This is a genomic window from Mycobacterium neglectum, from assembly GCF_002591975.1.
GTDB lineage: Bacteria > Actinomycetota > Actinomycetes > Mycobacteriales > Mycobacteriaceae > Mycobacterium > Mycobacterium neglectum.
The window spans coordinates 99,809-126,420 of the sequence record NZ_NVQE01000010.1 but is presented as its reverse complement, the minus strand read 5'-3'; the positions used below and the strand labels follow the sequence as shown (position 1 = coordinate 126,420).

Genomic DNA, 26,612 nt, shown 5'->3' with positions numbered 1-26,612 from the left:
GCGCGCAACTACTCCCGAGAATCGGCTGAAGTGGACTGGTCATACCGATGTCTGCCGCACGCCTTCGCGCACCCTGAGATCTTCTCGGCACGCCTCGCTGAACGATGCGTCACGCGGAAGGACGACGGCCGCAGACCGGACACGATGATGTTTAGGGTCAACACCTGGAGGAGTCGTACCCTTGTCGCGCAACGCCTCAGCCGCCCGCTTCAACTTTTGACGCGCTTTGATGATGCCACTGTCGGCAGACACCAACCGCTCCTTGGTCCGATCGACGATCGGCCCCATACTCTCCTGCAGCGACGAGTCTTGGATCGCGATACCCCGCACGCCCGAGTATGTGTCTCCACGCTTCTGCGCCGCACGATCCATCAGATAGTCGTTGTCCTTATTCGCCTGCGGTCGGTACGTGCCAGGGATGTTGGCACTGTGCACCCCGTGCCCGACCTTCATCGCCTGAACTTCCTGCGAAGTCAACGGTCTCACGGGGTGATAGTCAAACGAGTACGCCCAACAGTTCTCATCGTCGATGGGAATCCAAAAGTGGCCGTGGACAGGATGATCCCCTCGTGGCGGCACCATCGTGAAGCACGGCATCACCCACGGCGTGATGCGCCAGTAGTAGTTGTCGGCGTCAGCGTTCCGGCGGGCACCAACGAACAAACCACCCTCGGAGTCCGCGACCTCGAAGAACGGCTTGAGGTCCGCCATGTTGTACTCGTTAGCCTTGCTGCCCTTGAACAGCGGGTCCGACTTAAGGCCCCCGGAATGCAGGAACGACACATGGCTGGAATCGATGCCACCCTCGAAAGCTTGCAGCCAGTTGCATTCCTGCCATCGTTTGGACGTGAAGGTCTGATCGGCCGGCACGAGAGCAAATTCGAATTCCGGTAACGGCGGCTGGTTCGCGGGGTCTCCCATGTAGGTCCACATCATGCCCCCGATCTTCCTCAGCGGGTAGGACGTCAGTTTGACGTGCGCGCAGAAGGTGGACCCCACAGGTTCGGACGGCACATCGACGGCTTGCCCCGTGACGTCGTACTTCCAGCCATGGTAGGGACATCGCAGACCGCCCTCTTCGTTACGCCCAAACCACAGTGAGGCGCCACGGTGCGCGCAGAACTCATCGATCAAACCAAAGTCGCCATTGCTGTCTCGAAAAGCGATCATCCGCTCGCTCAGCAGCTTTACGCGTACCGGCGCGCAATCATTCTCCGGCAGTTCCTCGGCAAGCAAGGCTGGAATCCAGTACTGGCGGAACAACTCACCCATCGGCGTCCCCGGCCCGGTCCTCGTCAAAAGCTCGTTGATCTCTGCGCGTAGCACCGTTACCTCAGCTAGTTCTCTCCCACCATCCGGCGGTGACGCCCCGATCACACTGTCCTAATTGTAATACCATTAGGCATTCAGGAGCAACCAGACGCCAAGCTCGAAATCATGGACGTTGGTCGAGCCTCACGCCGATGGTGCACGGGTCGTCCCGCGACGGGCCGCCAAAGACGCCCGGACCTGAATTTGCCGTCGGCGGCGTGGGTGAGCGCAGACTTGCGCCGTGGAGGGGATCATGGCGGCGATTCACTTAGTCAAGAGCTCACGGTACGGCGGAGCTCAAACAAATACCCCCCCGCCATCGACGATCAGGACTTGACCGGTGATGAACCCGCTGCCGCCGCTGCACAGAAAACGCACCACGGACGCGACATCCCCGGGTAAAAGCGTCCGCTTGATCGACCGACGGTTCACCGCCTGCGCGACGTAGATGGGATCGTTGAGTTCGTTTGTGGCCTCGTCGTCCACGAGCCCTGGGGCGACTGCGTTGACGGTGATTCCGCGCGCGCCCAGCTCTCGGGCTGCAGCGCGGGTGAGGCCCTCGACCGCAGCCTTGGAGGCGACGTAGTGCGGAAAACCGAGTGTTCCCGTCCGCGCAGTCGTCGAGGACACGTTCACAATGCGACCGCCCCGCGCTGGCACCGCCGGCAAAATGGCTTTCATCGCTTGCCACGTACCCCGCACATTGATGCGTAGAACGTCGTCCCATTCTTGGATGGTCAACTCTTCCAAGGTCTTCTTGGCCCCAAGCGCCCTATACATCGCAGCGCAATTGACCAAGCCGTCTATCTGGCCGAAGCGCTCCACAGTGTCTTTGACGAGTCCAGCCAGCGCGTCTTCGTCGGTGACGTCGAGACGGTGATAGATCACCGTCGGCCGGCCGGGCGGTGGCGCGAGGTCGGCAACCACCACGTTGGCGCCAGCGTCCACGAGATCTGCAACCACTTCATCGCCTATGCCACTAGCGCCGCCGGTTACCACGATGACGGTGCCGGCCACGTCGAACGGGTCCCGGTCAGCCACGGCAGCGGATCAAAGTCGAACGACGGGAGGGGTCGGCATCAGTGAGGTCCGCCGAGCTAGATGCGTAGCGTCCGTTACCGAGGACAACCGCATCTGCGAACAGGGCCCTGTCTTCATTGCCACTCATGCCTTGCTGCGCGCAGGTCGCATATTTCATCAGTTTCTCTGTCTGCGCGGTGTTTTCGAGACGTGCTAGTGGTCGGCCGCGGACATCTGCTCGAGTGCGAAGCGCTGCAACCGGATAGCTGCGCGCGGACTCATCGACATGCTCACGCTCGGAGCTCTCGATCTCATCGCGTAGCAACATGACGATGCCATCATCGTCCAAATCAAACACATCCGGCGCAGCGACGAAGTATCCCTCGCGCCGTTCGTGGTCTGCATGGATCTTGATCACGGGAATCCTGGTTCAAATATCTGACGGGCCGTTTCTGCTAAACAGAGCTTTGTTCTGTAAAATAGCAGTGGATATTACCTGGGTCAATCGAGAACGACTGGTCAAACCACGAGCATTCGAGGAGCCAATAAGTCCTTGTGCGGCAATTTGTTCGGCTATATTCGCGCCCTTGTGCCTCTTGGAACAGCTGGGTGGGCGCGAGCGTTTCACTTGTGTTGCGGAGGCGGGACGTTGGAGGCGAGTCAATGGCGTCGGTGACAGCGTACGAGACCAAGGCCGGCCGAAGGTGGCGCGTGCGTTACCGGACACCGGACCGACGGCAGACCGATAAGCGCGGGTTTGCGACTAAGCGAGACGCCCGGGCGTTCGCCGCAACTATCGAAGTACGAAAAGCGATGGGCACGTTCGTATCCCCGGCAGCCGGACGTGTGACTGTGGACGAACTTGCGGCAGCGTGGCTGGACAAAAAGAAGCACTCCGCGGCCTCGTCTCACTACCGCACGCTGGAGTCATCCTGGCGGACCCATGTTCACCCGGTCTGGGCGACGCGGTCCATCGTCGAGATCACCACGATCGAGGTCGAGGGCTGGGTCACCGCGATGGCACGTCGAGGACATGGGACGACCACAGTGCGTCGCGCGCACGCCGTGCTGTCAGGAATTTTGAGCGATGCGGTGAAGTCCCACCGGCTGGCCGTCAATCCAGCTCGCGGTGTGGAGAACCTGCCGCGCCGGGTCGCGCGCCGACACCGCTACCTGACTGCGTCTGAGGTTCACGCCTTGGCTGTCGAGGCGGGAGAGCACCGAGTGTTGGTGCTGCTGTTGGCGTTTTGTGGTCTGCGATGGGGGGAGGCCATTGCACTACGGGTCGGCGACGTGGAATTCCTTCGGCACCGAATCCTGGTCTCGACCAATGCGGTGCAACTAGGAGGAGGCCATCAGATTGGGCCCACAAAGGAACGCCGTTCGCGATCGGTGCCAATTCCGCAATTCGTTCTCGACGAGCTCTCACGCCTTTGCGTGGGCAAGGCACGCGACGCCCTGATCTTCCCGGGCCCTAATTGCGGCTACCTCCCCCGTCCGCGCTCCTCTACTGGGTGGTTCGCCGCGGCGTTGCGACGAGCCGGGTTGCCGTCGATCACTCCGCACGATTTGCGACACACCTGTGCTTCGTTGGCGGTATCGGCCGGAGCCAACGTGCTCGCGCTACAGCGCATGCTTGGGCACCGCAGCGCAAAAGTGACACTCGATGTATATGCCGACTTGTTCGATTCCGATCTCGACGATGTGGCGTCGAACTTGGACGACGCATACGCGAAAAAAAGTGTGGGCATTCCGTGGGCACGACGCGCGGGAGCCGATGCGAGTCCCCTCGCAAAAAGCCCATTGATCAGCGGGGATCCCAACGGCATTCCGCCCTCGGCGGAGGTAGGGTAACCCTCTGCCGACAACCGACAACCGAAGCGGAGCGGAGCGAACCACCGCTTGCTCTACGCCAGGACTCTTGTCCCAGTCCAGGTCTCTGGATACGCATGCAAGGTGTCGCGTACCACAAGTTCGCGGCTCTCAGCACTACCCTTTGAATCGTGGAATTCGAGGTCGTGGATCTGACCTCGTGGATCCGTGGAGAACGCGAACCAGGTGGCGACGAAGAGAAGCGCTGGTTCGGCGCTCCCGTTGAAGCGCCCTTTGAAGGTCACTGGTTGTTTAAGCCGCGAAGGGTGGTCGAGCTTGCGCTGTCGAAGGAGCGACAAGACCGCGGCGACAGACCGGACGTCTTGGTTCGCGGCGAAGACTGGGCAGAAAAGATCTCCTACGAGCTAGCGCGCCTCATTGGGTTGCCGGCAGCAACGACAGAGCTCGCTCAAACAACTAGACGAAGTGACGCCACTCTCGCTACCGGCTCTATGAGCAGGGACGTTCGGCCCAAACATTGGCAATTGAGCCCCGGTGCAGCACTTCTCGACGAGGTTGACCCAGAATTCGATGCGCGTAGTTGTAGGGGCCACACCCTCGATGCGATTAGAAACGCATTGCTCGGCGCGAGGGGACCGGTGAACTCCGTATTCGACACGTGGACGGGGTTTGACGTTTTCGCTGGGTATCTCGTTTTTGATGCGTGGATCGCCAATACCGACCGTCACGCACACAACTGGGCGGTTTTGCAGTCACCAGACGTCGGCACGGTTCACCTTGCGCACAGTTTTGATCATGGCTCGGCTCTCGGTAGCGGCGACGGAGATGACCGGCGCGCGCGAACGCTTGCTGGCGGCGTCGAACGCTGGTGCTTACGTGGGTGCGCTTCGAGCTTCGAGGTCCCCAGAGCTACGACACTGGTTAGCCTCGCGCAGCAGTCCCTGGAGATTGCGAGCCCTGCGGCGCGCGAACACTGGATGAACCAAATCTCGCAGGTAGAGCAGTCTGCGTGCGACGATATTGTGGCCAGGATTCCCAACTTGTCAGAGTCGACCCGTAGGTTCGTTATAGACGTTCTTTCCATCAACCGAAGGCGGCTGCTCGATGCCACATAGTGGCCTTCTCATCGAAACTGCAGATCACACGGCCGCAAAGACTAGGGCGCGGATGATTGTGACGCGTCGAGATCCCAAGTCCGGAACGTATCGCGCCCTTGGGTTCCTCGACCGGGTCGCCGACGGCTACGAGTTTGCCTATCTGCTGTCAGCCACTGCTGATCCGTCGTTCGTACCGATCGTTGGATTCAGCGAGAGCGGCCGCAGGTACTTTAGACAACAATTGTTCCCCTCCTTCGCGGAGAGAGTTATCGGCGCAAAACGGCCGGATCGACCGCGTTACCTAGCGAGCCTAAATCTGGAGCAGACCGCCGACTCTTGGGAGATCCTGTCGGCGTCGGGCGGCTATCGGGAGGGCGACCCGATTGAGCTAATCGCTCTTCCGAGCTTTGATCCGGTAAGTGGTCGTACATCGGCGAGTTTCTTGGCGCACGGGGTACGCCACCGCCCGGAGACCGCCAGCGAACACATTTCCGCACTCACGCCCGGAGCGGACATTGGTCTCAAGCTAGACCCGGACAATGACTTTAATCCCAAAGCAATTCAGATCGTCGATGGCGAGGTTCACCTGGGATTCGTACCGGATCCGCTCGTCGACTACGTCGGCGCAGTTATGACGCACGGCGGCACTAAAGTGACTGTGCTTCAGGCAAATCCGCCCGAGACCAATCCTCATCTCCGGCTGTTGTTGAGACTTGAAGGTACAGTTCGCCCGTTTCCCTTCGACGGCCCAGAGTGGCGTGCCGCTGCGTGATGTTATTCACCGGTTGATTGAGCTAGCCGCTCTCGCGTTCTGCCTACAAAGAAAGCGGCCAGGTCTTTCGACCTGGCCGCTTTCTTCGGTGGAGCTGCCGGGAATCGAACCCGGGTCCTACGGCATTCCCTCGAGGCTTCTCCGTGCGCAGTCCGCTATGCCTCTACTCGGATCTCCTGATCACGCGAACGAGTCAGGATGACGATCCCAGTCGCTGTTTGATGTCCCCACCGATTCCGCGACCGAACCCGTGGGTTTGTCCCTCTAGCTGATGCCAGGGTCCGGGCCGAGGGCGCTCCCGGTCTGACAGACTCACAGTCGCTTAGGCAGCGAGTGCGAAGTCGCGCTGATTGGAATCGGCGCTTAATTGGTTGCAACGACGCTTACGGTGGTCTCTTGCCTGCACCGGCACGCTTCCCTTGATTTGATGCGCGAAGTCGAAACCGTTCAGCCCCTCGCACCCCTGCTGAACATCAGCAGGACCTTTCATTCTACCGGGGAGCACAACACGCGCCAGCGAATAAATAGTCCCAGCTAGATCACGCCCGGCCGCCCAGGTCGCAAATCCGGTGAAAATGACGACCGGACCGTCGTAGTGTCGAGTCGTCGCGACCGACGCAAGGAGTCTGCTATGAGCGGGTATCGGACGATCATTGTCGGGACAGATGGCTCGACGTCGTCCCTACGTGCGGTCGATAAAGCGGCCGCATTCGCGGGTCAGGAGAACGCCAAGCTGATCATCGCGAGCGCGCATGTCCCCACCGTTGAAAAGGGAAGCTGGTCACGAGCGCCCTCGCACGATCATGTGACCAATCCCCGCGACGCCGACGCCCTCGGCGGCGAAAGCTACCGGCTGCACGGCGAAGCCCCCATCTACGAGATCCTCCGGGAGGCCCGCGATCGCGCGAAGGCGGCCGGTGCGCACGACGTCGTGGAGAAGGCAGTGGAAGGGGCGCCGGTGCACGCGCTCGTCAAGCTGGTTCACGAGGTGAACGCAGACCTGCTGGTGGTCGGCGACGTCGGATTGGACACGACCGCGGGGCGCCTGCTCGGTTCAGTGCCCGACGCCGTCGCCCGTAAGGCAAAAATCGACATCCTCATAGTCCACACCGCTGACTAGGACGATTCCGTTCTCAGATCACGTAATTGAGGTGCTCGACGATGCGTCGGCCCACGGCCTCGTCTCCCCCATAGCTGATGGCATCCGCATGCTCGGCCAACGGCTTCCGCCCACCCGCCAACCGGGTGAACAGCAGGCCGTCGAGCTGAATCGTCGACGTCGGATCGTCGTCACCGAAGTCGTCGACCACCTTCGCCTTGCCATCGACCGCCACGTTGATCGTGCGTCCCAGCGGACCCGTCAGCTCGAACGACACCCTTGACCCGTCGGGAGCGCCGCCCAGCTTGCCGACGACGAAACCCATGCTGGCCGCCATCTCGTCCAGCGCCAGATCGCCAGCGGAACCGACTAGCTCCCCCGCGCTCGCCGGCGCGCCGATCGCATCGCGGATGTCGTGCTCGTGCATCCAGCAGTCGAAGATGCGCACCCGCATGAACCGTCCGTAGCTGTCCGGCCCGGCCGGTGTGAAGCCGACATCGTTCCACTGCGTGTTCGACAGATCCGACAGCGCCTGACGCCGCTGCGCCGTCGTCGCACGGAACGTCTCGAGCAATTCCGCCGCGCTCTGCTCGCGCAGTTTGCGAACCCACCGCTCGTTCATCACGCCGATGTCGTTGCGGACATGCTCGAGCGTCGACACGTCGATGTCGGCTTCCGGGGTCTCGACACCCTGCAGCATCGACTCGGTGCCCACGACGTGGGCGATCACGTCGTGCACGGTCCACCCGGGCAGCGACGTCGCCGTCTCAAACTGGCTTGCGTCGAGTTCGCCGGCCAGCGCGTCGAGGTCCCTCCAGACCCCGAACAGGCCGGCGAGGACCGCTGGTTTGTCGAGCACGGTCACGGGGCGCGAGGGGCTGCTCACCGGCCCGACGCTAGCCTCCGCAACCCGCGAGCGTGCGCGAACTGATCAGACCGCGGTGCCGTCGGCCACCCACGGCACCTTGTCGGCGGTGGCGGTGTCGAGCACCATCGCCGCGACTCGGTCCCGGTGCTGCTCGGCGCTGCCCAGGAGCACCGAATTGGTGGTGGCGCGCTTGTAATAGAGGTGCGCCTGATGCTCCCAGGTGAACCCGATGCCGCCGTGCACCTGAATGGTGTCGGTGGCGACGTGGCTGAGGGCTGCCGAGCACACAGCTTGCGCGATGCTCGTCGACAGCTCCGCGTCGTCGGATCCATCGGTCAGCGCCCAAACCGCATGATAGGCCGTCGATCTGGCGTGCTCGACATCGACGAGCAGATTCGCGAGCCGGTGCTTCACGCCCTGGAACGACCCGATCGGCCTGCCGAACTGCAGCCGGGTCTTCGCGTATTCGACCGACAGGTCAAGCAGGTGCTGGGCCGCGCCGACCTGCTCGATCGCCAGCAGCGCCGCGCCGACCTGCAAGGCATGATCGAGGACCCGCTGGGTCTCACCGGGCCCGGCGATCAGCGTGGCGGGTGCCTTGGTGAAGGAGACGTTCGCCTCCGAGCGCGTCTGGTCGAGCGTGGCGAGTGCCGTGCGCTCCACGCCGTCCGCCGTGGCGTCGACGGCGTACAGCGCAACCCCGTCGGGCCCGCGCGCGGCGACCAGCAGCACGTCGGCGATGCCGCCATCGACGACCTGCGTGACCGTGCCCGACACCGCGTCACCTTCAGCCGTCACCTCGACGGCATCCGGATCGAAGACGCCCACACGGTCTACGACCGCGACAGCTGCGGTGCGTCGGCCCTCAACGAGATCGCCGAGGAGTTCGTCGCGCGCCGTTCCGGACTCCGCGGCGACCAGAGCAGGGATCGCGAGGTACACCGTGCCGAACAACGGTCCGGTCCCCAGCCGTGCGCCGAGCTCTTCGATCGCCACCGCCTGATCAACGAGCGTGCCACCGACGCCGCCGTCGGCTTCGGGCACCGACAGGCCGAGGACACCGAGTTCGGCGCCGAGCCTGGCCCACACCTTCGGGTCGAACGGTGGGTCGGAATCCATCAGTTCGCGGATCTTGTCCTCGGCGAAGTGGTCGACGCTGAACTTGCGCACCGCAGCGCGCAGCTGATTCTGTTCGTCGCTGAACTTGTACTCGCCCTTGATGTCAGCCCCGCTGTTGGGCTGATTCGCATGCTTCTCAGCCACGAGGAATCTCCTTCCACGGCATGCCGGAGTCGGCACGCAGATCGCCGGGCAGTCCGAGAATGCGCTCGCCGAGGATGTTGCGCATCACCTCCGACGTCCCGCCTTCGATGGTGTTGGCACGGCTGCGCAGATACTTCTGCTGGATGGGACCCTGCCAGTCCCGCTCGCCGGTGGGTGTGCCCTGGTTGTAGCCGCGGTACAGAAGTCCTTCTGGCCCAAGGAAATCCATGCACCACTCGTAGATGTGCTGATTCAGTTCAGCGCCGACCAGCTTGCCGATCGACCCCTCCGGACCGGGTCCGCCAACTGTGGCGGCCGCGCGCGAGCGCTCCGAGGTGAGCCGTTGGGCCTCCGACCGCAGCCACAATTGCGTGAGCCGGTCCCGCAGCACCGGCGTGTGGCGCTCGGGGCGTGACGCCCACAGTGCGGTCGCGTCGGAGATGGTGCCCGCGCCGCGCCTGCTGCCGCTGCCGCCGAGTGCGGTGCGTTCGTTCATCAGCGTCGTCATCGCGACGTTCCAGCCGTTACCCACCTCGCCGAGGCGGTGCTTGTCGGGGATGCGCGCGTCGGTGAAGTAGACCTCGTTGAACTCGGCCTGCCCGGTGATCTGACGCAGCGGACGGGTCTCGACACCGTCGCCGTGCATATCGATGACGAAGTACGACAGACCCTTGTGCTTGGCCACATCCGGGTCAGTGCGGGCCAGCAGCAGGCCCCAGCGGGCGCGGTGGGCCAGGCTCGTCCACACCTTCTGACCGTTGATCACCCAGTCGTCACCGTCGCGCACCGCGGAGGTGGCCAGGCCTGCCAGGTCGGATCCGGCGCCGGGCTCGGAGAACAGCTGACACCACAGGTCTTCGGTGGTGGCCAGCGGCCGTAGCCATTGACTCTTCACATCCTCGGACTGCGCGTGCTCACGGATCGTCGGCGCGGCCATCCCGTAGCCCATCGGATTGAGCCCGAGCGGCACCGGACCGCCAGCACCCTGCAGGATCCGATCGGCCACGACCTGCAGACCGCGGGAAACCCCGAGCCCGCCCAGGCCTTCGGGGAAGTGGACCCAGGACAGGCCTGCGTCGTAACAGGCACCGAGGTACTCCTGGATCGGCGCCTTCTTGGGGTCGTGGTCAGTTACCACTCCCTGCGCCAGGTCGGCGACCCTATCGGCATCAGCGTCATTGCTCATAACCAGTCACGATAGGAACTCGACACCCGTCGAGAGTCACCGCCCCCCGATAAGGCCTCCGCGCGGGCTGGAGCCCCACCTGTGGCCAAACCCATCGTTTCGTATTTGTTATTCAGGTTTGTCTCAGTTGTCACACGGGTAACAGGAGTAACAAGGAGTTGTGGTTCGCCACACCTCATAAAAAAAGAGAAAGAGTGGAATGGGTTATCCGAATGCATACCGTCCTCTACTGCAGCCCCAATGGCCTCGTCTACGAAACCCGCGCATATAGCAAGGCCGATATCGACAAGCTCGTCGCGACTCACAGCCTGAACTGCCTCACCACCGCCGACCGGCAATTCGACTTCTGGTTCTCCGCGGCACCGCAGAAGTGCCAGCGTCAGACCAACACGATCGCCACTGAACTGCTCATGGCGTCATCGACTTTCACCGCACGAACAGTGCCGCTGCTGCGCGGATGCGTCGTCATCGCCACGCACGACTCCGACGGCGACCTCGACGGACTCAGCTGGCAGCAGCTCGATCTGCTGGCCGCGAAGAATCGCGCGATCACCAATCGGCAGGCGCGCATTCTCTCCCGCCGAGTCGCCAAGGATGCCCGCAAGCAGCTCCCTGAGGCTGAGCGTGTGACGACTCCGGCACCGCAGCTGGCTCCGGCCTCGTAAGCCACCCCGTCCGCCGCGAGCGTTGACACGCCGCAGGGCGTCCGCAACACTCCGGTCGTGACCGAAGCGGGTTGGGCGAATCTGGTCGCAGGCCTCGAAGCCGCGGGTAAACACCTCGACGAGTCCACGCGCGATCTCGATCCAGCCGAGCGCACAGATGGTCAGCGCGCATTGCTCCGCGCAGTCAACAATCTGCTCGGCCGATTCGAAATCGCAGGCGACACACCGGAACTCACGCCATTCAACGGATGGCGTCAAAAGTTTTTCATGGACAACCCCGACTACCGCTATTGGATCACCGATATCGGTGACGGAACCGGCTATCGCATCACCGGCAACGTCGGATCATCGGTGTATCAGTCGATCACGGCATATGCCGGCCGCGGAATCGCGGACGCGACGGCGGTGGCGCGGATCGATTCCGATGATCTCGTGGTGGACGCCGACGGCACCTTCGTCGTCACGCTGACGCGGAGGGCCACCGAGCGGCCGTCGGATGTGGAGATCCCAGAGGGGACCTCGTCGGTGTGGGTGCGTTTCGTCCACGACGAACCGGCGCCCGTCGACCCGGGAACGTGCCGGATCGAACGACTCGACCCCGCCCGACCCGCGACCGCGCCCGACGACGCCAAGTTCGCGCGCGACCTGTCGCGGCTCGGGGCGTTCATCTCGCAGGTGCCGCGCGCATTCGAGATGTCCGCGGCCGAAGACCTGGCGCAGACCAACAGCGTGCGGCACTGGTCGGCGATGACCGGCGGTGCGGCCTTCACCGAGCCCGGTATCCACTATCTGCGTGGCTCGTGGTCGCTGGCGCAGGATGAATGCCTCGTGATCGACGGACCCCTGGTGTCGTGCCGGCACTGGAACATCGTGCTGTACAGCAGGTTTCTGAACTCGCTCGATTACCGCAACCGCACGGTGTCGCGCACAACAGCCAATGCCACCGTCGCCGACGGACGCTTTCGGTTCGCGCTCGCCGGGCAGAATCCCGGTATCGACGGGCATGACTGGCTGGACACCGAAGGGCGGGCGTTCGGAATCTTTGTGATGCGCTTTCTGCAACCTGAATCCGAACCCGAGCTTCCCGACGTTCGCGTCGTACCTCACGCATGACCTGGCGACCGTCGGCGCGCACCGAATCAGCGCTCGCGATCTACGCAGCCGCAGAGCAGGACCGCGTGAAACGACCCGACCGCTACCGTCTGGATCCCGATGCGGTGCTCGAACGCGTGGCCGCCCGCGGTGAGATCCGCGAAACGCACTTCGCGAAAGGCTGGCGCACAGGGCTCGAGGAGTTCCTCGGCTCGGCGGCCGAGGACGCTCGACTCAATGCAGTGGGCGCGCGGATGGCGCTGCAGTCCGCGATAGGTCGGCTGACAGCCGGGGCGAAGATCGCGATGTGGCGGGAGGGCAACGCTTCTCGCGCCAACGGGTCGTTGGCTCCGCCGATCGTCATCGTGGGCGGATGGCGCACCGGCACGACGTTCCTGTTCCGGCTGCTCGCCGGCGATCCGCGGCTGCACGCCCAAATTCCGGCAGAGCTCGCCGCGCCATGGTTGTTCGCGGAATCGGCGCCCAATGCCGGACCCGAATTGACCACGCCCGGAAGCGAACTGCTCCACACGCTCAACCCTGACATGGCGTTCGTCCATCCCTCCGGCCCCACGCTGGCCGAGGAATGCGTCCTCGGCATGGGGACGGATCTGCGCAACTGGGGTTTCACGTCGCTGATGCGGCTGCCGGCGTATGCGACATGGCTGGCCGGCGAAGACTTCGGTGATCCGTATGCGCGCTATCGCGAAGCGCTGCAGCTGCTGGCCGTCAACGACGACCGTCGGTTCGTGCTGAAGGCGCCGGCGCACACCGCAGAGCTGTGGTATATCGCGCGAGAGTTCCCCGGAGCCATCGTGATTCAGATTCACCGCGATATCGTCGCGACTATCGCCTCGGGTGCCAGCCTGTTCGCCGTGTACCAGTCGACGTACAGCGACGAGGTGGATGCCGTGGACGTCGGCCGCCGGCAGGTGGACCAGAGTGAGCTGTGGTTTCGGCGGGCGAACGAGTTCCGCTCCTCACCAGAACGTGACGACGTCACGCTGATCGACGTCGACTACCGCGAGCTGATCGACGATACCGCAAGCGTTCTCGAAAGGATCTATGCCGCCGCCGACATGGCCGCGCCCGCGCTGGACCCCTTCATAGCGAACTACCATGCGGCGCACCCCCGCAACGCCCACGGGACGCACCGCTACACACCGCAGGACTTCGGGCTCGACGCGGACGAACTACGCGAACGCTTCGCGTTCCTGAACCGCTGAGCGATCAGCGAGGCGGCGGAGCGAAGCCTGACTGGGCCACCGAGACGGAGATGCTGCTGCCGACCTCACCCTGCTCGTCGAAGAGGATCGCCGAACCGGTCGCGATTCCGTCCTGCGTGGAATGGCTCTGCGACGCCAGCCCGATGTGGACGCCCTCCGGCAGGCGGCTCAGGGTTAGCGTGTAGTCGGCATTGATGAACTTCAGCCCCTCCGAGCTCCAATTGACAAGGGAGGCTGTCACATCGGCGGCCATCGCCGCCCGCGTGAACGGCGTAAGCGGCTCGCCGTCGAACAGCGGCTGCGTCAACCGCAGCCATGTGTACTTCGCTCCGCCCTCCCCCGGCCAGTCCTCGTCCGGATTCTGAATCGACAGACCCCAGCCATAGGTGCGGACGAACAACGGATTGGCATTCTCCTGCGCATCCGCTGGAAGCGGCGGCATTTCGACGTGCGGTGACCAGATAGTGCCGGTCGGCTGGTCCCCGCGGCGAAGGAACAGGCCCGTCGCCTGGCCGACGATCTTGTCCTCCTGGCGAATGACCGCTTCGACCAGGCGCAGCCGCTTCCCGCCGCGGATCTCGCGCGTGTGCACCTCGACGGGTGCGATGGCGGCCGGCCTGGGAAGGTCGACGGTCAGCCGGGCGGGCAGGAACCCCGGATCGTCGACAAACTCTTCGACAGCCCAGCCCAAGAGACCGCCGACGACGTGCCCGCTGAGCAGCGCGCCCCAGCCGCCTCTGGCGATCGAACGTGGGTGGAAACGGTCGCCGTGCCGCTCGAAGTACGCGGTGCTTGTCGCCGGCGGACCGGCTCCGGCGTCCGGGGTGATCATCGACTCGGCCAACGGTGATGCTCCTACGATTCGGCTATCTAACTAAACCGCATTCAGTATCACCTAGCCGTGCAGGGCCTCCGCGAACCGCTCCCCGATCAGCTGATGCGTCGCCGCATCGGGATGCAGATTGTCGGGCAGCGGATGCGCCTCGGCATCGGCCGGACCATAGAGCGCCAGACCATCGACATAGCTGATCGCCGAGTCGTCGACCTGCCTGCGGGCGACGATCGCGGCCAACTGAGCACGGATGTAGGTAAGCGTCAGCCGTCCCAGCCCGCCGGGCCTGGTCGCCTCCGCCGGATCGCCCGTCGCGACGAAGCGCACCTCGCCGCGTGCCAGCGCGTCGACATCGAAAGCGCCTGGCCCCGGCGTGGTTTCGTGGATCGGGCAGTACAGCGGGCCGACGACGATCAGCGGCACGTCGGGATGTCCCTCGCGGATGGTGTCCAGGAAACCGTGCACGGCGGGACCGAAGGCACGCTGCCGCATCAGGTCCGCGTTCACGAGGTTGATGCCCAGCTTGACGCTGACGATGTCGGCGGGCTGATCCCGAATGGCGCGCGCGACGAACGGGTCGAGCAGCGCGCTGCCGGAGAACCCCAAGTTCACCAGATCCACGCCCGCCAAACCGGCGGCCAGCGCGGCCCACGTCGTACTTGGGCTCAGGGCGTTCGATCCCTGGCTGATGGAACTCCCGTGGTGGACCCAGCGTTGCCGCGCCTCGGGCAGTGCACTGATCGGAGCATCAGCGCGCAGTGCCACCAGCTCGATGCGCTCGTAATGCGGCAGCCAGATCTCGACGTCCTTGTCGCCGGCGGGCAGGTCGAACCGGATCGTCGCGGCCGGGCCCGGCTCGACCCGGGTGTCCCCGGAGGCGGGGTCGACGCGCACCACGTCGCCGCCGCTCGTCGCCGCCTGCCGGGCCAGGCGGCCGTTGACGACGAGATCGACTGTGCCGTCCGGCCGTTCCGGCACCCCGACCAGTAGCACCCGCGTACGGATGACGTCGAGTTCGAGCACGGACGCTGCCGTCCGAAGCGCGAAACGCACTCCGGACGGCTGCGATTGCGCCCCGAGCAACTGTGGGTCGTCGCACTGCGCGCGGGCGCGAGCCGTAAGTCGGTGCGGCAGCCAGCCCCGCTCGGTGCGCTCGAGCTCAGCGAGTCCGCGCAGCAAGCCGGCCTCGATCTGGTGCTGGATCAGCTTCTCGCCTCCACTGTTTGGCTGACCATCCGCTCATTCGCCTCATCGGTGAGAGCACCCCGCCGATTGGCGCGGCGCACCGCCCAGTACACCACCAGCAGCGCCAACCCCAGCAGCGGATAACCCATCGCGATCCGCGCGAACGCCAGCCAGCCGGTGGACCCGGCGTCGTACAGCGTGTCCTGGACGAAGAACCGCGCTGCGAACACGACGACGAACGTCAGCGTCGCGACGTCGAACCCACGCAGCACCGTCTTGTCGGCGCGCCACGCCGGATCCGGGCCGGCGCTGCGCATCACATTCCAGATCACGCCGACCAGCGGTCGCCGCACCACCAGCGAGACCGTGAACACGACCGTCATGGCCAGGCTGAACCAGATGCCCGGCAGGAAATAGCCTTCGGCGGATCCGGTGTAGTACGCGATCGCCGCGGCGACCACGACACCAAGCAGCCCGGACATCGCCGGCTGCAGCGGCTCCTTGCGAAGCAGCCTCAGCACGATCAGTCCCGCGCTGGCACCCACGGCCACCACGACAGCCGCATTCAGCCCCGCGATCGCGTTCACGATCACGTAGGCGAGGGTCGGCACGCTGGCGTACACCAACCCGGACACGCCACCCATGCGCTCGAGCGCAGTCGGGGTTCGCTCCTCGGTACGGGTTTCGCTCACGCGTTATTCCGCTCGCCCAGGTGCTTCGCCAAGAACGCGTCGACCGTGTTGAACATGTCGATCACGTTCTCCGGGTTGACGAAGCCGTGGCCCTCGTCCTCCTTGACCATGTACTCGACCTCGACGCCGCGGTTACGCAGAGCCTCGACGAGATTGTCGGATTCGGCCTGCACGACACGAACGTCGTTGGCGCCCTGGACAACCAGCAGCGGCGTGCGGATCTGGTCGACCTTCGTGATCGGTGAGCGAGCGAGCATGTCCGCCAACTGCTCCGGGTCATCGGGGTTGCCGACGAACAGATGCCAGTTGTTGGCAAGGTGCGGGCGGGCGATCTCGGGCAGTGTCCGCATGAAGTTGCTCAGATCCGAGATGCCGACGTAATCGATCGCGGCAGCGAAGACATCCGGCGTGAAGGTGACGCCGACCAGCGTCGCGTAGCCGCCGTAGGAGCCACCGAAGATGGCGACCCGCTTCGGGTCTGCGTAACCCTGGTCGACGGCCCAGTTGACGCCGTCGATCAGATCGTCGTGCATCTTGCCTGCGAACTCGCCGATCGCGGCCTTCTGGAAGGCCTTGCCGTATCCGGCCGAGCCGCGGAAGTTGACCTGCAGTACCGCGTATCCGCGGTTGGCCAACAGCTGTACTGCGGGCGCGTACATCCAGCCATCCCGCGCCCACGGCCCGCCATGCACCGTCAGGACCAATGGAAGCGGCCCTTCACCTTCTGACCCGACCGGCAGCGTCAGATATGAATGCAGATCCAGCCCGTCGCGCGACGGAATGGTCACCGGAAGCATGGGCGCCAACTTTTCCGGGTCGAGATGCGGATACGGGCGGTACAGCTCCTTGCTCTCGCCGGTCTCGTGGTCGTAGAGATAGGTGACACCGGGCTCGCGATCGTGGTTGAAGCTGACGACCCACTTCCGTCCGCTGGTGTCCGACGACAGCGCGCCGATATCACCGTCGGAAAGCTTTTCCAGTGCACCGAGCACGTCGCCGAATCGCGGATCCAGCGCGTGAATGACCTGTCGCTCACCGAGATACCGCACGCCCAGCAGTTCTCCGGTGGCCCGGCTCTGGATGAGCGGCTCGGGCAGGCCCGCCCATACCTGGGCCCGCGTGTCGACGTCGAACGTCGGATGGCTGTCGACGGCGTACTGCTTGCCGTCGGCCACATCGAGCCGAACCAGCCTCGTGCGGTCGGTGCCCTCGTTCGATCCCATCCAGATTCCGCTGCCGTCGGGCGTGACGACCATGGGATACATGCCCATGGTGTAGTCCCTGCCGTCGTACTTGGCGATCGAGTGCAGCGACCCGTTCTCATTTACCTTCAGGAGTTCGAGGTCACCTTCACGGCTGAGCTTGGTCGCGAACATGTCGCCGCGACGACTCGTCAGCCACCCGATCACATCGCCCGGATTCTCGCCGACCATCGTCAGTTCGCCCGATGCGATGTCGAGTTCGTAGGCGTCCATCTGCGTCGGGCCGCGCTTGTTGGAGTAGACGAGCGCCTTCCCCGGCTTGTCGGGCAGCAGCTCGAAGGCCGACATGACTCCCGGGAACGGGGTGAGATCGACGGGCGCGGCCGCCGGGTCGTCGAGATCGACCCTCAAGATGTGCCAGTTCTCATCACCGCCGGTGTCCTGCAAGTACAGCAGCCAGCGCGGATCGTCGGTCCAGGAGAAGTGCAGCACGCTGCGGGTTTCATCGGCGGTCACGCGCCGGGCGTCGGCGCCGAACTCGCTATCGGAGTCGTCCAGGGACTCCACCCAGATGTTCAGGCGGTCCCGCCACGGCGCCAGGAACGCGACGCGGGTGCCGTCGGGCGATATTGACGCCCCTGCCCTGACGGGGGACTTGAACAAGTCTTCGACGGAGATGAGCTCAGGTTTGTTCATGTCTCCATGGCACACCCGGACGCTGCGGCACAGTCAAGTCGGCTCCGATGATCCATGATGGAAACGTGGCCTGGAGCACCCGTGAACTCGCCGAGCTGGCCGGCACCAGCCTGCGGGCGGTGCGGCACTACCACCAGGTCGGACTGCTCCGCGAGCCCGAACGTCGTTCCAACGGCTACAAGCAGTACGGCGTCGAGCATCTCGTTCGGTTGGTGCGCATCAAGCGGCTCGTCGATCTCGGCTTCTCGCTCCCCCAGATCGCCGCGATGGGTGAATCCGACGACCACCCCGAGCAGGCCCTGCGCGACCTCGACGCCGAACTCGCCGAGACGATCACCCGCTTGCAACACGCCCGCAAGGAACTCCGCGAGCTGATTGAGCTGTCGGCACCGACGGATCTGCCACCCGATTTCGTCGCGCCGGACACCGCGGCCAAGATGACCGACGCAGATCGCAAGCTCGTGGTCGTGCTGAGCCGCGTGCTGGGGCCGCGCGGCAGGCAGGCCTACGCCGACATGATGCGCGAGGCGCCCGACGATCCCAATGCATCCGAACTGGACAACTTGCCCGCCGACGCCGACGAGGCGACGCGCGAAGATCTCGCCCAACGGCTCGCTCCCTACATTCGGGCGATCAACGAAGCACACCCCAGCCTCGCGCAGTCCCGATCGGATGCACCTCGCGGAGAACGTTTCGCCGAGAAGGCGATCGGCGCCGCGATGATCGACCTGTACAACCCGGCGCAACTCGATGTGCTGCGCCGGGCGGGCGAGATCGTGCGCAATCTCAGTCCGCGAGCAGATTCACCAACCGGCTGAACACGCTCGGCAAGGCTTGTGCCGCAGGCACAATGGCCGAGCGCACCGGTCTAAGCCCGCTCGCCGCGAGCAAGCCCGCGGTCAGCATGCGATAACGCCGCGTGAGCAGGCGCCACTGCCGGTCGTAGTCCTCGGGGCTATTGCGCACGACGCAGTCCACCAACAGTTCGGCGGCGCCGAACGCCAACCCCATCCCTTCGCCGGTTAGCGCGTCGATGTAGCCGGCGGCATCGCCGACCAGAAGCACGCGACCCGCCGTGCGGTTACGAACGTTCTGCCGCAGCGGTCCCGCGGCCCTGTCCTGACCGTGCGCGTGGCCCGCGACCCTGTCCCGAAGTTCGCCGAACGCCTCGAAGTGCCGATCGAATCCGCCACGGTCGGCACTCAGCATCGCGATGCCGACGCAGTCGTCGGCCACCGGCGTGACATAGGCCTCCGCACTGCGCGACCAATGCACCTCAACCGAATCCGTCCACGGGGCGATGTCGACATGCCGCCGGATCCCCCACCGGCGCGGCCCCGTCGTCGCCGCGTCCAATCCCATTGCCTTGCGAATCGGTGAATGCAGCCCGTCCGCCGCCGCCAGATACCTGGCCTCGAATCCCGCGGCGGACACCGAGTCTGCGTGCTGAGTGATCTCACCGAACTCCCCGTGTACCAGCTTCACTCCGGCAGCTTCGGCGGCTCGCAAGAGCGCGGCATGCAGAACGGTCCTGCGCACACCGCGCCCGGCGCCCGCGGTGAAGGAAGCATTTACCCGTCGATCACCTTTGAGGTAACTGATCCCACGTAACGGTCTGCCCTCTGCCGCCACCCCCAGCCGGTCGAGGTGCGCGACGGTGTGCGGCATCATTCCTTCGCCACAAGCCTTGTCCAGCACGCCCGTTCGTCGCTCGACGACGGCGACGTCGAGTCCAGCCCGTGCACCGTAGAGCGCCGTGGCCAGCCCCGCGGGGCCACCGCCGGCGACGAGCAGATCGATCATGTCAGGCTCGCCAACGCGCCGTTCTCGACCTTGATGCGGTTGCGCAGCAGTTCCGCGTTCAGCACGGTGAAGATCAGGGCGGTGATCCAGGCCGAGTGCACCAACGGCAGTGCGATGCCCTCGAGTACGACCGCGACGTAGTTCGGGTGCGGGATCAGCCGGTATGGCCCGCCGGTCACCCGCTGCCCACCGGGCACGACGATGACGCGGGTGTTCCACTGATGCCCCAGCGTAGTGATGCACCACCAGCGCAGGGCCTGCGCGGCCACGACGATCGCCAACATCGGCCAGCCCAGCGCGGGTATGAAAGGTCGCTGAAACACGAACACCTCGACCAGACATCCCGCGAGCAGACCGACATGCAGCACGACCATCACCGGATAGTGGCCTGCGCCGAACTCGACTCCACCGCGCTCGCGACTCCACACCCAGTTTCGTTTGGAGACAACCAGTTCGGCCAGCCGCTCGACGCCGATGACCGCGATCAGCGCGACATACCAGAACACGCTCATCGCCACCGCAGCAGAACGAGTTCGGAGCAGAAGCCCGGCCCCATGGCCATTAGTAGTCCAGGACTGCCCGCGGGCGGCCGCTTGGCCATCGTGTCGCGCAGCACGTGCAGGACGGACGCTGACGACAGGTTGCCGACCTCGGCCAGTGAACGCCAGGTCAGTTCCAGCGCGTCGTCGTCTAGCCCCAACGTGGAGACGATCGCCTCGATCACCTTCGGGCCACCGGGATGACTCACCCACGTCCCGATATCGCCGATCGTAAGGTCATGCGATGCAAGGAATTCAGTAACGTCGTCAGCGAGGTAACGCTCGACCACCACGGGCACATCTGGCGAGAGCACCAGCCGGAACCCGGTGGCACCCACATCCCACCCCATCGTGCGCAGCGAGTTGGGGTACAGGTGGCTGCGCGAGTCGATCACCTCGGGGCCGGACGCACCGATTTGCTCGGCCCGACGATCGCCGACTGCCACAACGGCCGCAGCCCCGTCTCCGAAGAGCGCACTGCCGACCAACGTGGCCATCGACGGCTCGGATTTCGGCATCAGCGAGCACAGTTCCACCGCGAGCAGGACCGCGACGCCGTCAGGATCACCGCGCAGATAGTCATGCAGGCGTGCGGTACCCGCCGCGCCGGCCACACAGCCCAGCCCGAACAGCGGCACCCGGCGCACGTCGGGCCGCAGCCCGATCCGGCCTGCGATCCGCGCGTCGACGGTCGGGACCGCGAGCCCGGTGACCGTAGTCGTCACGAGTAGGTCGACATCGGACGGTTTCAGCCCCGCCTCCTCGAGCGCTCCGGTTATCGCGGCGCATCCGAGTTCGACCGCGTACTCGATGAAATGGTCGTTGGCGGCTCCGAAGTCGGTGAGCCCGGCGTAGTCCTCCAGGGGGAGCACCATGTGCCGGCTATCGACCTTCGCGCTCTCATGCACGGCTCGGATGAAGTGTTCGTGCCCTGAGAATCCTGGCATCGCCAGCAGCGCATCGGTCAGTTCGGCCTGGGTATAGCAGCGTTCCGGTAATTCCCCACGTACGGCTGCAATGACAGTCATGTCTCACTCTCCCTTTCCTTGGACACGCAATCCGATGCCTGCTGGTTCACTGCGAATCGAAGCGAGGCCGTCTTCGATGCCGAAGCGCTCGTGAATCCTGGACATCCATGTGGGCGCCCACCAGTTCCACTTGCCCATGACATGCATGAACGCGGGGAGCAGGACCATGCGGACCAGAGTGGCGTCGACCAGGATCGCCAGGGTCAGGCCGAGGCCGAACATCCGCATGAACGACACCTGGGCGGCGATCAGCGCCGCGAACGAGATGCACATGACGACGGCGGCCGCCGTCACGACCCTGCCGGTGCGCGCGATCCCCAGCGCGACGCTCTCGTCGCTGTTCGATGTCTTCAGCCAGAACTCGCGGATGCGGGAGACCAGGAAGACCTCGTAGTCCATCGAAAGCCCGAAAGCAATGCAGAACAGCAGCACTGGAATGCTGGCGACCAGGACTCCGGTCGTGGTCGTCCCGAGTCCGCCGAGGTGTCCCTCCTGAAAGATCCACACCATTGCGCCGAAAGCCGCCGACAGCGACAGCACGTTGAGCACCAACGCTTTCAGCGGGATCATCACGCTGCCGGTGAGCAGGAACAGGACCGCAAACATGATCACGGCGATGAGCCCGAGCACGACCGGTAGCCGAGTCGTGATCGCATCGACGCTGTCCCGGTTCACCTGCGCGGTGCCCGCGAAGAGTACGTCCCGTCCCCCGGGCCCTGTAACTGCATGCAATGCATCGAGTTGCGCTTCGGACGATTCGGAGAACAGCGGTTCGGTACTGTGAACCGCCATATACGCACTCCCGTCGACCACCCGGGCAGGCGTCACACCCACCACGTTCGCAACCTTCGTCAGGTCTATCGCGTATCCGTCGAACTCGGCCGCGGTCAGGCCACTTGCGTCGGGCACGGCGATGCTGACAGCGGTCGACGAGTCGTCGGGGAACTGGGCGCGTAACTCATCACCGACCCGATGCGCCGATGCTGTCTCGGGGAGTACCCGGTCGTCGGGGAAGCCCCATTTCACCCCGAGGAATGGGGCGCCGAGCAGCACGAGCAGGACGACGACAGCCGTTCCGGCGGGCAGAGCGCGCCGCATGACGGCTTTGGTCCAGCGATAGAGGAACTGTTGCTCGACGGGACGCACAACAGGGTCCGGCCGCTTGAGGATCCGGCGGACCAGTCGGCGAATATCGAAGGTTTGCAACCGATCGCCGAGCACAACCAGTGCCGCGGGAGTCACAAATAGGGCCGCAAGGGCGGCGAAGGCGACGGTGGCCACCCCCGCGTAGGCGAACGACTTCAGGAACGCCATCGGGAAGATGATCATCACCGCCATCGACAAGGCCACGATCGTTGCCGAGAACACAACGGTGCGCCCCGCCGTCGCCATGGTCGTCACCAGCGCATCCTCACGCTCGGCGCCGCCGGCCAGCTCGTCGCGGTACCGGCTGATGATCAGCAGTGTGTAGTCGATGGCGAGCGCCAAACCCATTGCGGCGCTGAGGTTCAGCGCGAAAATGGAGACGTCCGCAAAGCTGGTCACACCGCGGAGCACGGCAAGCGCCCCCAGAATCGCCATACCGCCGACCGCGAGCGGAATCGCCGCAGCCAGCAGACCGCCGAACACCCAGACGAGGACGAGGAAGCTGATGGGAATCGCCAAGGACTCCATGAGCAGCAGGTCGTGCTGGGATTGTTCGGTGATCTCGACGTTCATCATCGCTTCACCGCCCGCACGTACCGTCACACCATCTCGGTCGCGAATGAGATTGTCCGACAACCTCTTTGCGTCCTCCTGGGTGCTGCTCTCGTCGCCGGCGATGCCGACCACGATCAGCCCGGACCTACCGTCGATGCTGACCAGAGCCGCGCGCTCAGCCGGCGACGCCGTCCACAACGACGTGACCGACGTGACGTGCGGCGAGCGCGTCAGTTCGTTGACCATCTCCGTGCCTACCGTGCGTGCAGCACTGCCGTCTGCCCCGTCCGGCGCGCTGACGGTGATCGCCATCTGAACATCGCCGACGCCGAACTTGTCCGTCAGCAGCTCCTTCGCCTGGGCGGATTCGGACGAGGGGTCCTCGAGACCACATGCGCACAGGCTCTTTGCGACCGGCACGCCGAAGATGCCGGTAGCCACCGCCACGAGCGCGGCGAGTACGAGCATCCGCCGCGGTGCAGCGATTGCGAGATGAGCGATGCGTTGCAAAATTCCCACCTTCGGAGGGGAGGCCCCCGCGCGGGGCCCGGTCGGGATAATCTGCCTGTGTCTGGCGATGATAACCATGAAATCACCCGCTCACCTGGTATCTCAACATTTGTTGAGAATTGTCATCCGTCGATGACTTAGCACAGTAAGACCGTACGCCCCGGAAGTCAACAGCTGATGACATAGCATTTGGCGATGGCCACACCGAGACCACGCAACGCCGCCAAGACTCGGGCTGACATCCTGGCGGCCGCACGCCGTCGATTCGCGACAGACGGGTACGAACCCACCACGCTCCGCGCGATAGCGGCCGACGTCGGCGTCGATGCCGCCCTTGTCAGCCGCTACTTCGGCAGCAAAGAAGACCTGTTCGCGACGGCGACCGAGTTCAAGATCGAACTGCCGGATCTCGACGGCGCGAAGTCGAACGATATCCCGGACATGTTGTTGCCGCGGTACTTCGCGGTGTGGGAGGACGACGACACCTTCCTGGCGCTCCTGCGCGCTGCGGGCACCAGCCGGGTGGCCGCCGAGACGATCAACGAGACGCTGGCCACGAATGTGGCACCGGCATTGCAGTCGGTCACACCCGACAACGACAGCGTGCGCATCGCACTGACGGATGCGTTCGTCATCGGCCTGGCGATGACCCGCTCGGTGCTCGCCAATCCCCCGATTGCGAACCTCAGTCGCGAAGAGCTCAGCAGATGGGCCGGACCGGTTTTCCAGCAGCTGCTCGTCGGTCCGCCGCCACCGTCATAGCGAGGGAACACGGTCGCTCGCGGCAGTCTGCGACTCAGACCCGCTCGACGCGCACGGGAGGGGTCAAGGTGAGTTCGGCGATCGGCACCGGATACCCGAACAGATGTCCCTGGGCCAGGCGACCGCCCGCGCGGTGCACCATTTCGGACTGGGCGACCGACTCGATGCCCTCAACGATGACGTCCAGACCCTGTTCGTGGCACAGACGAATGACCGAGCGATACAGCGTCAGGTCCCGCGCCGGATCGGCGGACGCCAGACCCCGGTCCAGCTTGACGATCTGCACCGGTAGGGCGTGCAGATACATCAGCGAGTTGAACCCGGCGCCGAAATCGTCCAGCGCCACCTTCACTCCGAATTCATTCATCCGCTTGATCTGGGTCGCGGCGTGGCCGAGATCGACGATCGGCAGCGTCTCGGTGATCTCCACGACGAGCCGGCTCGGCGGGAAGTGATGTCGCACCAACGCCCGCCGCACCTGCTGCTCGAACGCGGGGTTGCCCAGCCGGCCTGCGCCGAAGTTCACATGGACGTCGAGGTCCAGGCCCGCCTCCCGGACGTCACGGAACGCCAAGTCCAGGACTAGCGCGTCGAGGTCTGCGCCGAGCCCCGCCGCCTCCGCCGCGGCGACGAATGTCTCAGGGGACATCTCGATTCCGGTCGGCGTGGTCCACCTCGCGAGGGCTTCGACCGCGACGGGGATGCCGTCGGGCAACCGCACCACGACTTGGTAGACGAGGCGGAAGCCGGGCGGGGCGCCGCCGTCGGCGTCGCGAAGTGCCGTCGGGAAATCGATGGTTGCGCCCGACGACGGTTGATACACCACAGCGGTGTCCTTGCCGAGCCTCTTGCCCGCGTACATCGAGATGTCGGCCTGCCTCAGCAGATCATCGGACGTCTGGGCCACACCGTCGGCCCCCGGCCTTACCAGACCCATACTCGCTTTGACCCGTACCGCGGATCCTTGCAGCGCGAACGGATCCCTCAGCGCCACCCGCAGCCGCTCCGCGGCGTCTTCCAGCTGTTCGGATTCGCCGTCGATCAACACCGCGAACTCGTCTCCGCCGATTCGCGCCAGCGTGTCGGTGTCCCGCACGCAGCGTTTGAGGCGACCCCCTATGGCGCACAGCAATTCGTCGCCAGCTGCATGGCCGAAGCGGTCGTTCACCTCTTTGAAGTCATCGAGGTCGACGAAAATCAGCATGAACTTCCCGTCCCGCATCGCCTCGTCGAGCCGCTGGGCAAACAGGATCCGATTGGGTAACCCAGTCAGCGCGTCGTGGTGCAACTGGTACGCGAGGCGTTTCTGCGCGCGATACAGGCGCTGGGTCAACAGATTCTGAGCACGCATTGCAACTACTTGGCGCGCAGTCACCAGAATGACCATCGCCACCGCGGCGATGACCGCCAGCGGCGACAGCGTGTGCCCGTTAATCACATGAAACGCGAAAAGCAGTGCGAGGCCGATAAATCCGCAGTAGGGCAGTATCAGCTGCGCCCAGTCGCTGCCGCGGTTCGCACGATCTTTGCCCCACGGCCACGAGTCAAGCATCGCGAACGCAATCAACAGCGGGCCGACGATCAGCCCGATCCCGGCCCACAGTTCGCCACTCTCCATGCCCACTGAGCGGAAGTAGGCGACCATCCTGTCGGCCGCAGCCATCGTGACCAGCCCGCCGGCCATCAGCAGATAGGTCGCCCGAGATGGGCGGCCCGGATCGTAGATCATCGCGATCAGTACCACGACCGCGACGATGAACACCTCGAGCAGAACGTAAACGATCTCAACGGCCGCGACTCCCGACCGGGGAACCGCAGCAATCGCGCCAGTGCGGAAACCACTCATAGCCGCGAGGATCAGGAACGCGATACCGGCGACAACTCCGTCGAGGACGTTGGCGACCGAGAGTGCCCGCCACTGGCTCCTTGCCGTTCCGGACATGCTGTCGCTGGCGTTCACAAGCAGAATCACCGCAACTGCAGCCAGCGCGGTCGCCGTCAGGTAGGCGGCGCTCGCACCCACCTTTGCCACCCCGCCGGTGGTGGTCCACCGAAACACGTGACCAAGCAGCCAGCACACCGCCGCCCCGGCAAAGATAAGTCGCCACCAGCGCGCTCTCGCGCTGAGGCGCCATGCAGTGGTGATTGCCCAAGCGGTCGCACAAAGGCCGGCGGTCAGCTGCAAAATCACTTCGCCGCGATGGGCGGCTGCCTGGCCCCACGGCGCCAT

Annotated in this window: 24 protein-coding genes and 1 other RNA gene; 9 read left to right on the top strand and 16 right to left on the bottom strand. The window is 64.7% G+C overall.

Annotated elements, in window-relative coordinates; all coding sequences use genetic code 11:
* Positions 1 to 39: 39 nt before the first annotated feature.
* The 3 genes from CSQ99_RS10800 to CSQ99_RS31765 all read right to left on the bottom strand — a co-directional run bounded on the left by CSQ99_RS10800 (position 40) and on the right by CSQ99_RS31765 (position 2,749).
* Positions 40 to 1,272 carry an aromatic ring-hydroxylating dioxygenase subunit alpha gene (locus CSQ99_RS10800; protein WP_245908853.1) on the bottom strand — a complete coding sequence of 411 codons (1,233 nt, stop codon included), beginning with the start codon at positions 1,270 to 1,272 and terminating at the stop codon, positions 40 to 42.
* Positions 1,273 to 1,608: 336 nt separating this feature from the next.
* A complete protein-coding gene (locus tag CSQ99_RS10795) occupies positions 1,609 to 2,352 on the bottom strand; it encodes an SDR family NAD(P)-dependent oxidoreductase (protein ID WP_099039039.1) in 744 nt (247 codons plus the stop codon).
* Positions 2,345 to 2,749 (bottom strand): ferredoxin, encoded by a 405-nt coding sequence (locus CSQ99_RS31765; protein ID WP_342746690.1) that lies wholly within the window; start codon positions 2,747 to 2,749, stop codon positions 2,345 to 2,347. The genes CSQ99_RS10795 and CSQ99_RS31765 overlap by 8 nt, the downstream gene beginning before the upstream one ends.
* A gap of 245 nt (positions 2,750 to 2,994) precedes the next feature.
* On the opposite strand from CSQ99_RS31765, the gene CSQ99_RS10785 reads away from it, so the two are divergent.
* The 3 genes from CSQ99_RS10785 to CSQ99_RS10775 all read left to right on the top strand — a co-directional run bounded on the left by CSQ99_RS10785 (position 2,995) and on the right by CSQ99_RS10775 (position 6,033).
* Positions 2,995 to 4,185: a site-specific integrase gene (locus CSQ99_RS10785; RefSeq protein ID WP_099039038.1), complete on the top strand. Its 1,191-nt coding sequence runs from the start codon at positions 2,995 to 2,997 to the stop codon at positions 4,183 to 4,185.
* 149 nt (positions 4,186 to 4,334) lie between these two features.
* Positions 4,335 to 5,279, top strand: a complete 945-nt coding sequence (locus tag CSQ99_RS10780) for a hypothetical protein (RefSeq protein ID WP_245908852.1) — start codon at positions 4,335 to 4,337, stop codon at positions 5,277 to 5,279.
* A gap of 52 nt (positions 5,280 to 5,331) precedes the next feature.
* Complete coding sequence (locus CSQ99_RS10775; protein WP_245908851.1) at positions 5,332 to 6,033, top strand: hypothetical protein; 702 nt, start codon at positions 5,332 to 5,334, stop codon at positions 6,031 to 6,033.
* Positions 6,034 to 6,119: 86 nt separating this feature from the next.
* On the opposite strand, the gene ssrA is transcribed toward CSQ99_RS10775, so the two are convergent.
* Positions 6,120 to 6,488, bottom strand: a transfer-messenger RNA (tmRNA) gene (ssrA, locus tag CSQ99_RS10770).
* Between the two features lie 176 nt (positions 6,489 to 6,664).
* Here ssrA and CSQ99_RS10765 point away from each other — a divergent pair.
* Positions 6,665 to 7,153 (top strand): universal stress protein, encoded by a 489-nt coding sequence (locus CSQ99_RS10765; RefSeq protein WP_099039035.1) that lies wholly within the window; start codon positions 6,665 to 6,667, stop codon positions 7,151 to 7,153.
* A gap of 13 nt (positions 7,154 to 7,166) precedes the next feature.
* On the opposite strand, the gene CSQ99_RS10760 is transcribed toward CSQ99_RS10765, so the two are convergent.
* From CSQ99_RS10760 to CSQ99_RS10750, 3 genes are read right to left on the bottom strand one after another with little or no spacing between them, the layout of a single operon-like run.
* Positions 7,167 to 8,018, bottom strand: coding sequence for a maleylpyruvate isomerase family mycothiol-dependent enzyme (locus CSQ99_RS10760; protein ID WP_245908850.1), 852 nt, complete (start codon positions 8,016 to 8,018; stop codon positions 7,167 to 7,169).
* Positions 8,019 to 8,063: 45 nt separating this feature from the next.
* On the bottom strand, positions 8,064 to 9,263 hold the full coding sequence (locus CSQ99_RS10755) for an acyl-CoA dehydrogenase family protein (RefSeq protein ID WP_099039033.1): 1,200 nt from the start codon (positions 9,261 to 9,263) through the stop codon (positions 8,064 to 8,066).
* Positions 9,256 to 10,449: an acyl-CoA dehydrogenase family protein gene (locus CSQ99_RS10750; protein WP_099039032.1), complete on the bottom strand. Its 1,194-nt coding sequence runs from the start codon at positions 10,447 to 10,449 to the stop codon at positions 9,256 to 9,258. The genes CSQ99_RS10755 and CSQ99_RS10750 overlap by 8 nt, the downstream gene beginning before the upstream one ends.
* Positions 10,450 to 10,661: 212 nt before the next feature.
* Here CSQ99_RS10750 and CSQ99_RS10745 point away from each other — a divergent pair, with 212 nt between their 5' ends.
* Genes CSQ99_RS10745 through CSQ99_RS10735 form a run of 3 tightly spaced genes read left to right on the top strand, consistent with a single transcriptional unit; the run spans position 10,662 to position 13,432 of the window.
* Positions 10,662 to 11,114: a hypothetical protein gene (locus CSQ99_RS10745; RefSeq protein WP_099039074.1), complete on the top strand. Its 453-nt coding sequence runs from the start codon at positions 10,662 to 10,664 to the stop codon at positions 11,112 to 11,114.
* Positions 11,115 to 11,171: 57 nt separating this feature from the next.
* The gene (locus CSQ99_RS10740) at positions 11,172 to 12,227 is read left to right on the top strand and encodes a DUF1214 domain-containing protein (RefSeq protein WP_099039031.1); all 1,056 of its coding nucleotides are present in this window, start codon (positions 11,172 to 11,174) and stop codon (positions 12,225 to 12,227) included.
* Positions 12,224 to 13,432: a sulfotransferase family protein gene (locus CSQ99_RS10735; protein ID WP_099039030.1), complete on the top strand. Its 1,209-nt coding sequence runs from the start codon at positions 12,224 to 12,226 to the stop codon at positions 13,430 to 13,432. The genes CSQ99_RS10740 and CSQ99_RS10735 overlap by 4 nt, the downstream gene beginning before the upstream one ends.
* Before the next feature lie 4 nt (positions 13,433 to 13,436).
* Here the strand turns inward: CSQ99_RS10735 and CSQ99_RS10730 are convergent, their stop codons facing one another.
* The 4 genes from CSQ99_RS10730 to CSQ99_RS10715 are packed head-to-tail and all read right to left on the bottom strand — an operon-like array spanning position 13,437 to position 18,039.
* Entirely contained in the window at positions 13,437 to 14,276 is an 840-nt protein-coding gene (locus CSQ99_RS10730; protein WP_425437810.1) for a thioesterase family protein, read from the bottom strand.
* Between the two features lie 51 nt (positions 14,277 to 14,327).
* Positions 14,328 to 15,443 (bottom strand): SGNH/GDSL hydrolase family protein, encoded by a 1,116-nt coding sequence (locus CSQ99_RS10725; protein ID WP_245908849.1) that lies wholly within the window; start codon positions 15,441 to 15,443, stop codon positions 14,328 to 14,330.
* Positions 15,444 to 15,466: 23 nt separating this feature from the next.
* Positions 15,467 to 16,141, bottom strand: a complete 675-nt coding sequence (locus CSQ99_RS10720) for a DUF3159 domain-containing protein (protein WP_245908848.1) — start codon at positions 16,139 to 16,141, stop codon at positions 15,467 to 15,469.
* Entirely contained in the window at positions 16,138 to 18,039 is a 1,902-nt protein-coding gene (locus CSQ99_RS10715; protein WP_099039029.1) for a S9 family peptidase, read from the bottom strand. The genes CSQ99_RS10720 and CSQ99_RS10715 overlap by 4 nt, the downstream gene beginning before the upstream one ends.
* Before the next feature lie 47 nt (positions 18,040 to 18,086).
* Between CSQ99_RS10715 and CSQ99_RS10710 the strand changes: the two genes are divergently transcribed.
* Positions 18,087 to 18,857: a MerR family transcriptional regulator gene (locus CSQ99_RS10710; RefSeq protein ID WP_176560968.1), complete on the top strand. Its 771-nt coding sequence runs from the start codon at positions 18,087 to 18,089 to the stop codon at positions 18,855 to 18,857.
* On the opposite strand, the gene CSQ99_RS10705 is transcribed toward CSQ99_RS10710, so the two are convergent.
* Genes CSQ99_RS10705 through CSQ99_RS10690 form a run of 4 tightly spaced genes read right to left on the bottom strand, consistent with a single transcriptional unit; the run spans position 18,826 to position 23,623 of the window.
* Positions 18,826 to 19,842: an NAD(P)/FAD-dependent oxidoreductase gene (locus tag CSQ99_RS10705; protein ID WP_099039028.1), complete on the bottom strand. Its 1,017-nt coding sequence runs from the start codon at positions 19,840 to 19,842 to the stop codon at positions 18,826 to 18,828. The genes CSQ99_RS10710 and CSQ99_RS10705 overlap by 32 nt on opposite strands.
* Complete coding sequence (locus tag CSQ99_RS10700) at positions 19,839 to 20,348, bottom strand: isoprenylcysteine carboxyl methyltransferase family protein (protein WP_099039069.1); 510 nt, start codon at positions 20,346 to 20,348, stop codon at positions 19,839 to 19,841. Before CSQ99_RS10700 ends, CSQ99_RS10705 begins: the two co-directional genes overlap by 4 nt.
* 2 nt (positions 20,349 to 20,350) lie before the next feature.
* Positions 20,351 to 21,409 carry a type III polyketide synthase gene (locus tag CSQ99_RS10695; protein WP_099039027.1) on the bottom strand — a complete coding sequence of 353 codons (1,059 nt, stop codon included), beginning with the start codon at positions 21,407 to 21,409 and terminating at the stop codon, positions 20,351 to 20,353.
* 3 nt (positions 21,410 to 21,412) lie between these two features.
* Positions 21,413 to 23,623, bottom strand: a complete 2,211-nt coding sequence (locus CSQ99_RS10690; protein ID WP_176560970.1) for an MMPL family transporter — start codon at positions 23,621 to 23,623, stop codon at positions 21,413 to 21,415.
* A gap of 192 nt (positions 23,624 to 23,815) precedes the next feature.
* Between CSQ99_RS10690 and CSQ99_RS10685 the strand changes: the two genes are divergently transcribed.
* The gene (locus CSQ99_RS10685) at positions 23,816 to 24,382 is read left to right on the top strand and encodes a TetR/AcrR family transcriptional regulator (RefSeq protein WP_099039025.1); all 567 of its coding nucleotides are present in this window, start codon (positions 23,816 to 23,818) and stop codon (positions 24,380 to 24,382) included.
* A 34-nt stretch (positions 24,383 to 24,416) separates the two neighbouring features.
* On the opposite strand, the gene CSQ99_RS10680 is transcribed toward CSQ99_RS10685, so the two are convergent.
* Positions 24,417 to 26,612, bottom strand: a complete 2,196-nt coding sequence (locus CSQ99_RS10680; protein ID WP_099039068.1) for a putative bifunctional diguanylate cyclase/phosphodiesterase — start codon at positions 26,610 to 26,612, stop codon at positions 24,417 to 24,419.

Excerpts from the sequence above, each read along its gene's own strand:
- CSQ99_RS10800 (WP_245908853.1), bottom strand. The coding sequence starts at position 1,272 with ATGGGTGAGTTGTTCCGCCAGTACTGGATTCCAGCCTTGCTTGCCGAG.
- CSQ99_RS10785 (WP_099039038.1), top strand. The coding sequence starts at position 2,995 with ATGGCGTCGGTGACAGCGTACGAGACCAAGGCCGGCCGAAGGTGGCGC.
- CSQ99_RS10775 (WP_245908851.1), top strand. The coding sequence starts at position 5,332 with ATGATTGTGACGCGTCGAGATCCCAAGTCCGGAACGTATCGCGCCCTT.
- CSQ99_RS10765 (WP_099039035.1), top strand. The coding sequence starts at position 6,665 with ATGAGCGGGTATCGGACGATCATTGTCGGGACAGATGGCTCGACGTCG.
- CSQ99_RS10750 (WP_099039032.1), bottom strand. The coding sequence starts at position 10,449 with ATGAGCAATGACGCTGATGCCGATAGGGTCGCCGACCTGGCGCAGGGA.
- CSQ99_RS10745 (WP_099039074.1), top strand. The coding sequence starts at position 10,662 with ATGCATACCGTCCTCTACTGCAGCCCCAATGGCCTCGTCTACGAAACC.
- CSQ99_RS10735 (WP_099039030.1), top strand. The coding sequence starts at position 12,224 with ATGACCTGGCGACCGTCGGCGCGCACCGAATCAGCGCTCGCGATCTAC.
- CSQ99_RS10715 (WP_099039029.1), bottom strand. The coding sequence starts at position 18,039 with ATGAACAAACCTGAGCTCATCTCCGTCGAAGACTTGTTCAAGTCCCCC.
- CSQ99_RS10710 (WP_176560968.1), top strand. The coding sequence starts at position 18,087 with ATGATCCATGATGGAAACGTGGCCTGGAGCACCCGTGAACTCGCCGAG.
- CSQ99_RS10705 (WP_099039028.1), bottom strand. The coding sequence starts at position 19,842 with ATGATCGATCTGCTCGTCGCCGGCGGTGGCCCCGCGGGGCTGGCCACG.
- CSQ99_RS10695 (WP_099039027.1), bottom strand. The coding sequence starts at position 21,409 with ATGACTGTCATTGCAGCCGTACGTGGGGAATTACCGGAACGCTGCTAT.
- CSQ99_RS10685 (WP_099039025.1), top strand. The coding sequence starts at position 23,816 with ATGGCCACACCGAGACCACGCAACGCCGCCAAGACTCGGGCTGACATC.
- CSQ99_RS10680 (WP_099039068.1), bottom strand. The coding sequence starts at position 26,612 with ATGGCGCCGTGGGGCCAGGCAGCCGCCCATCGCGGCGAAGTGATTTTG.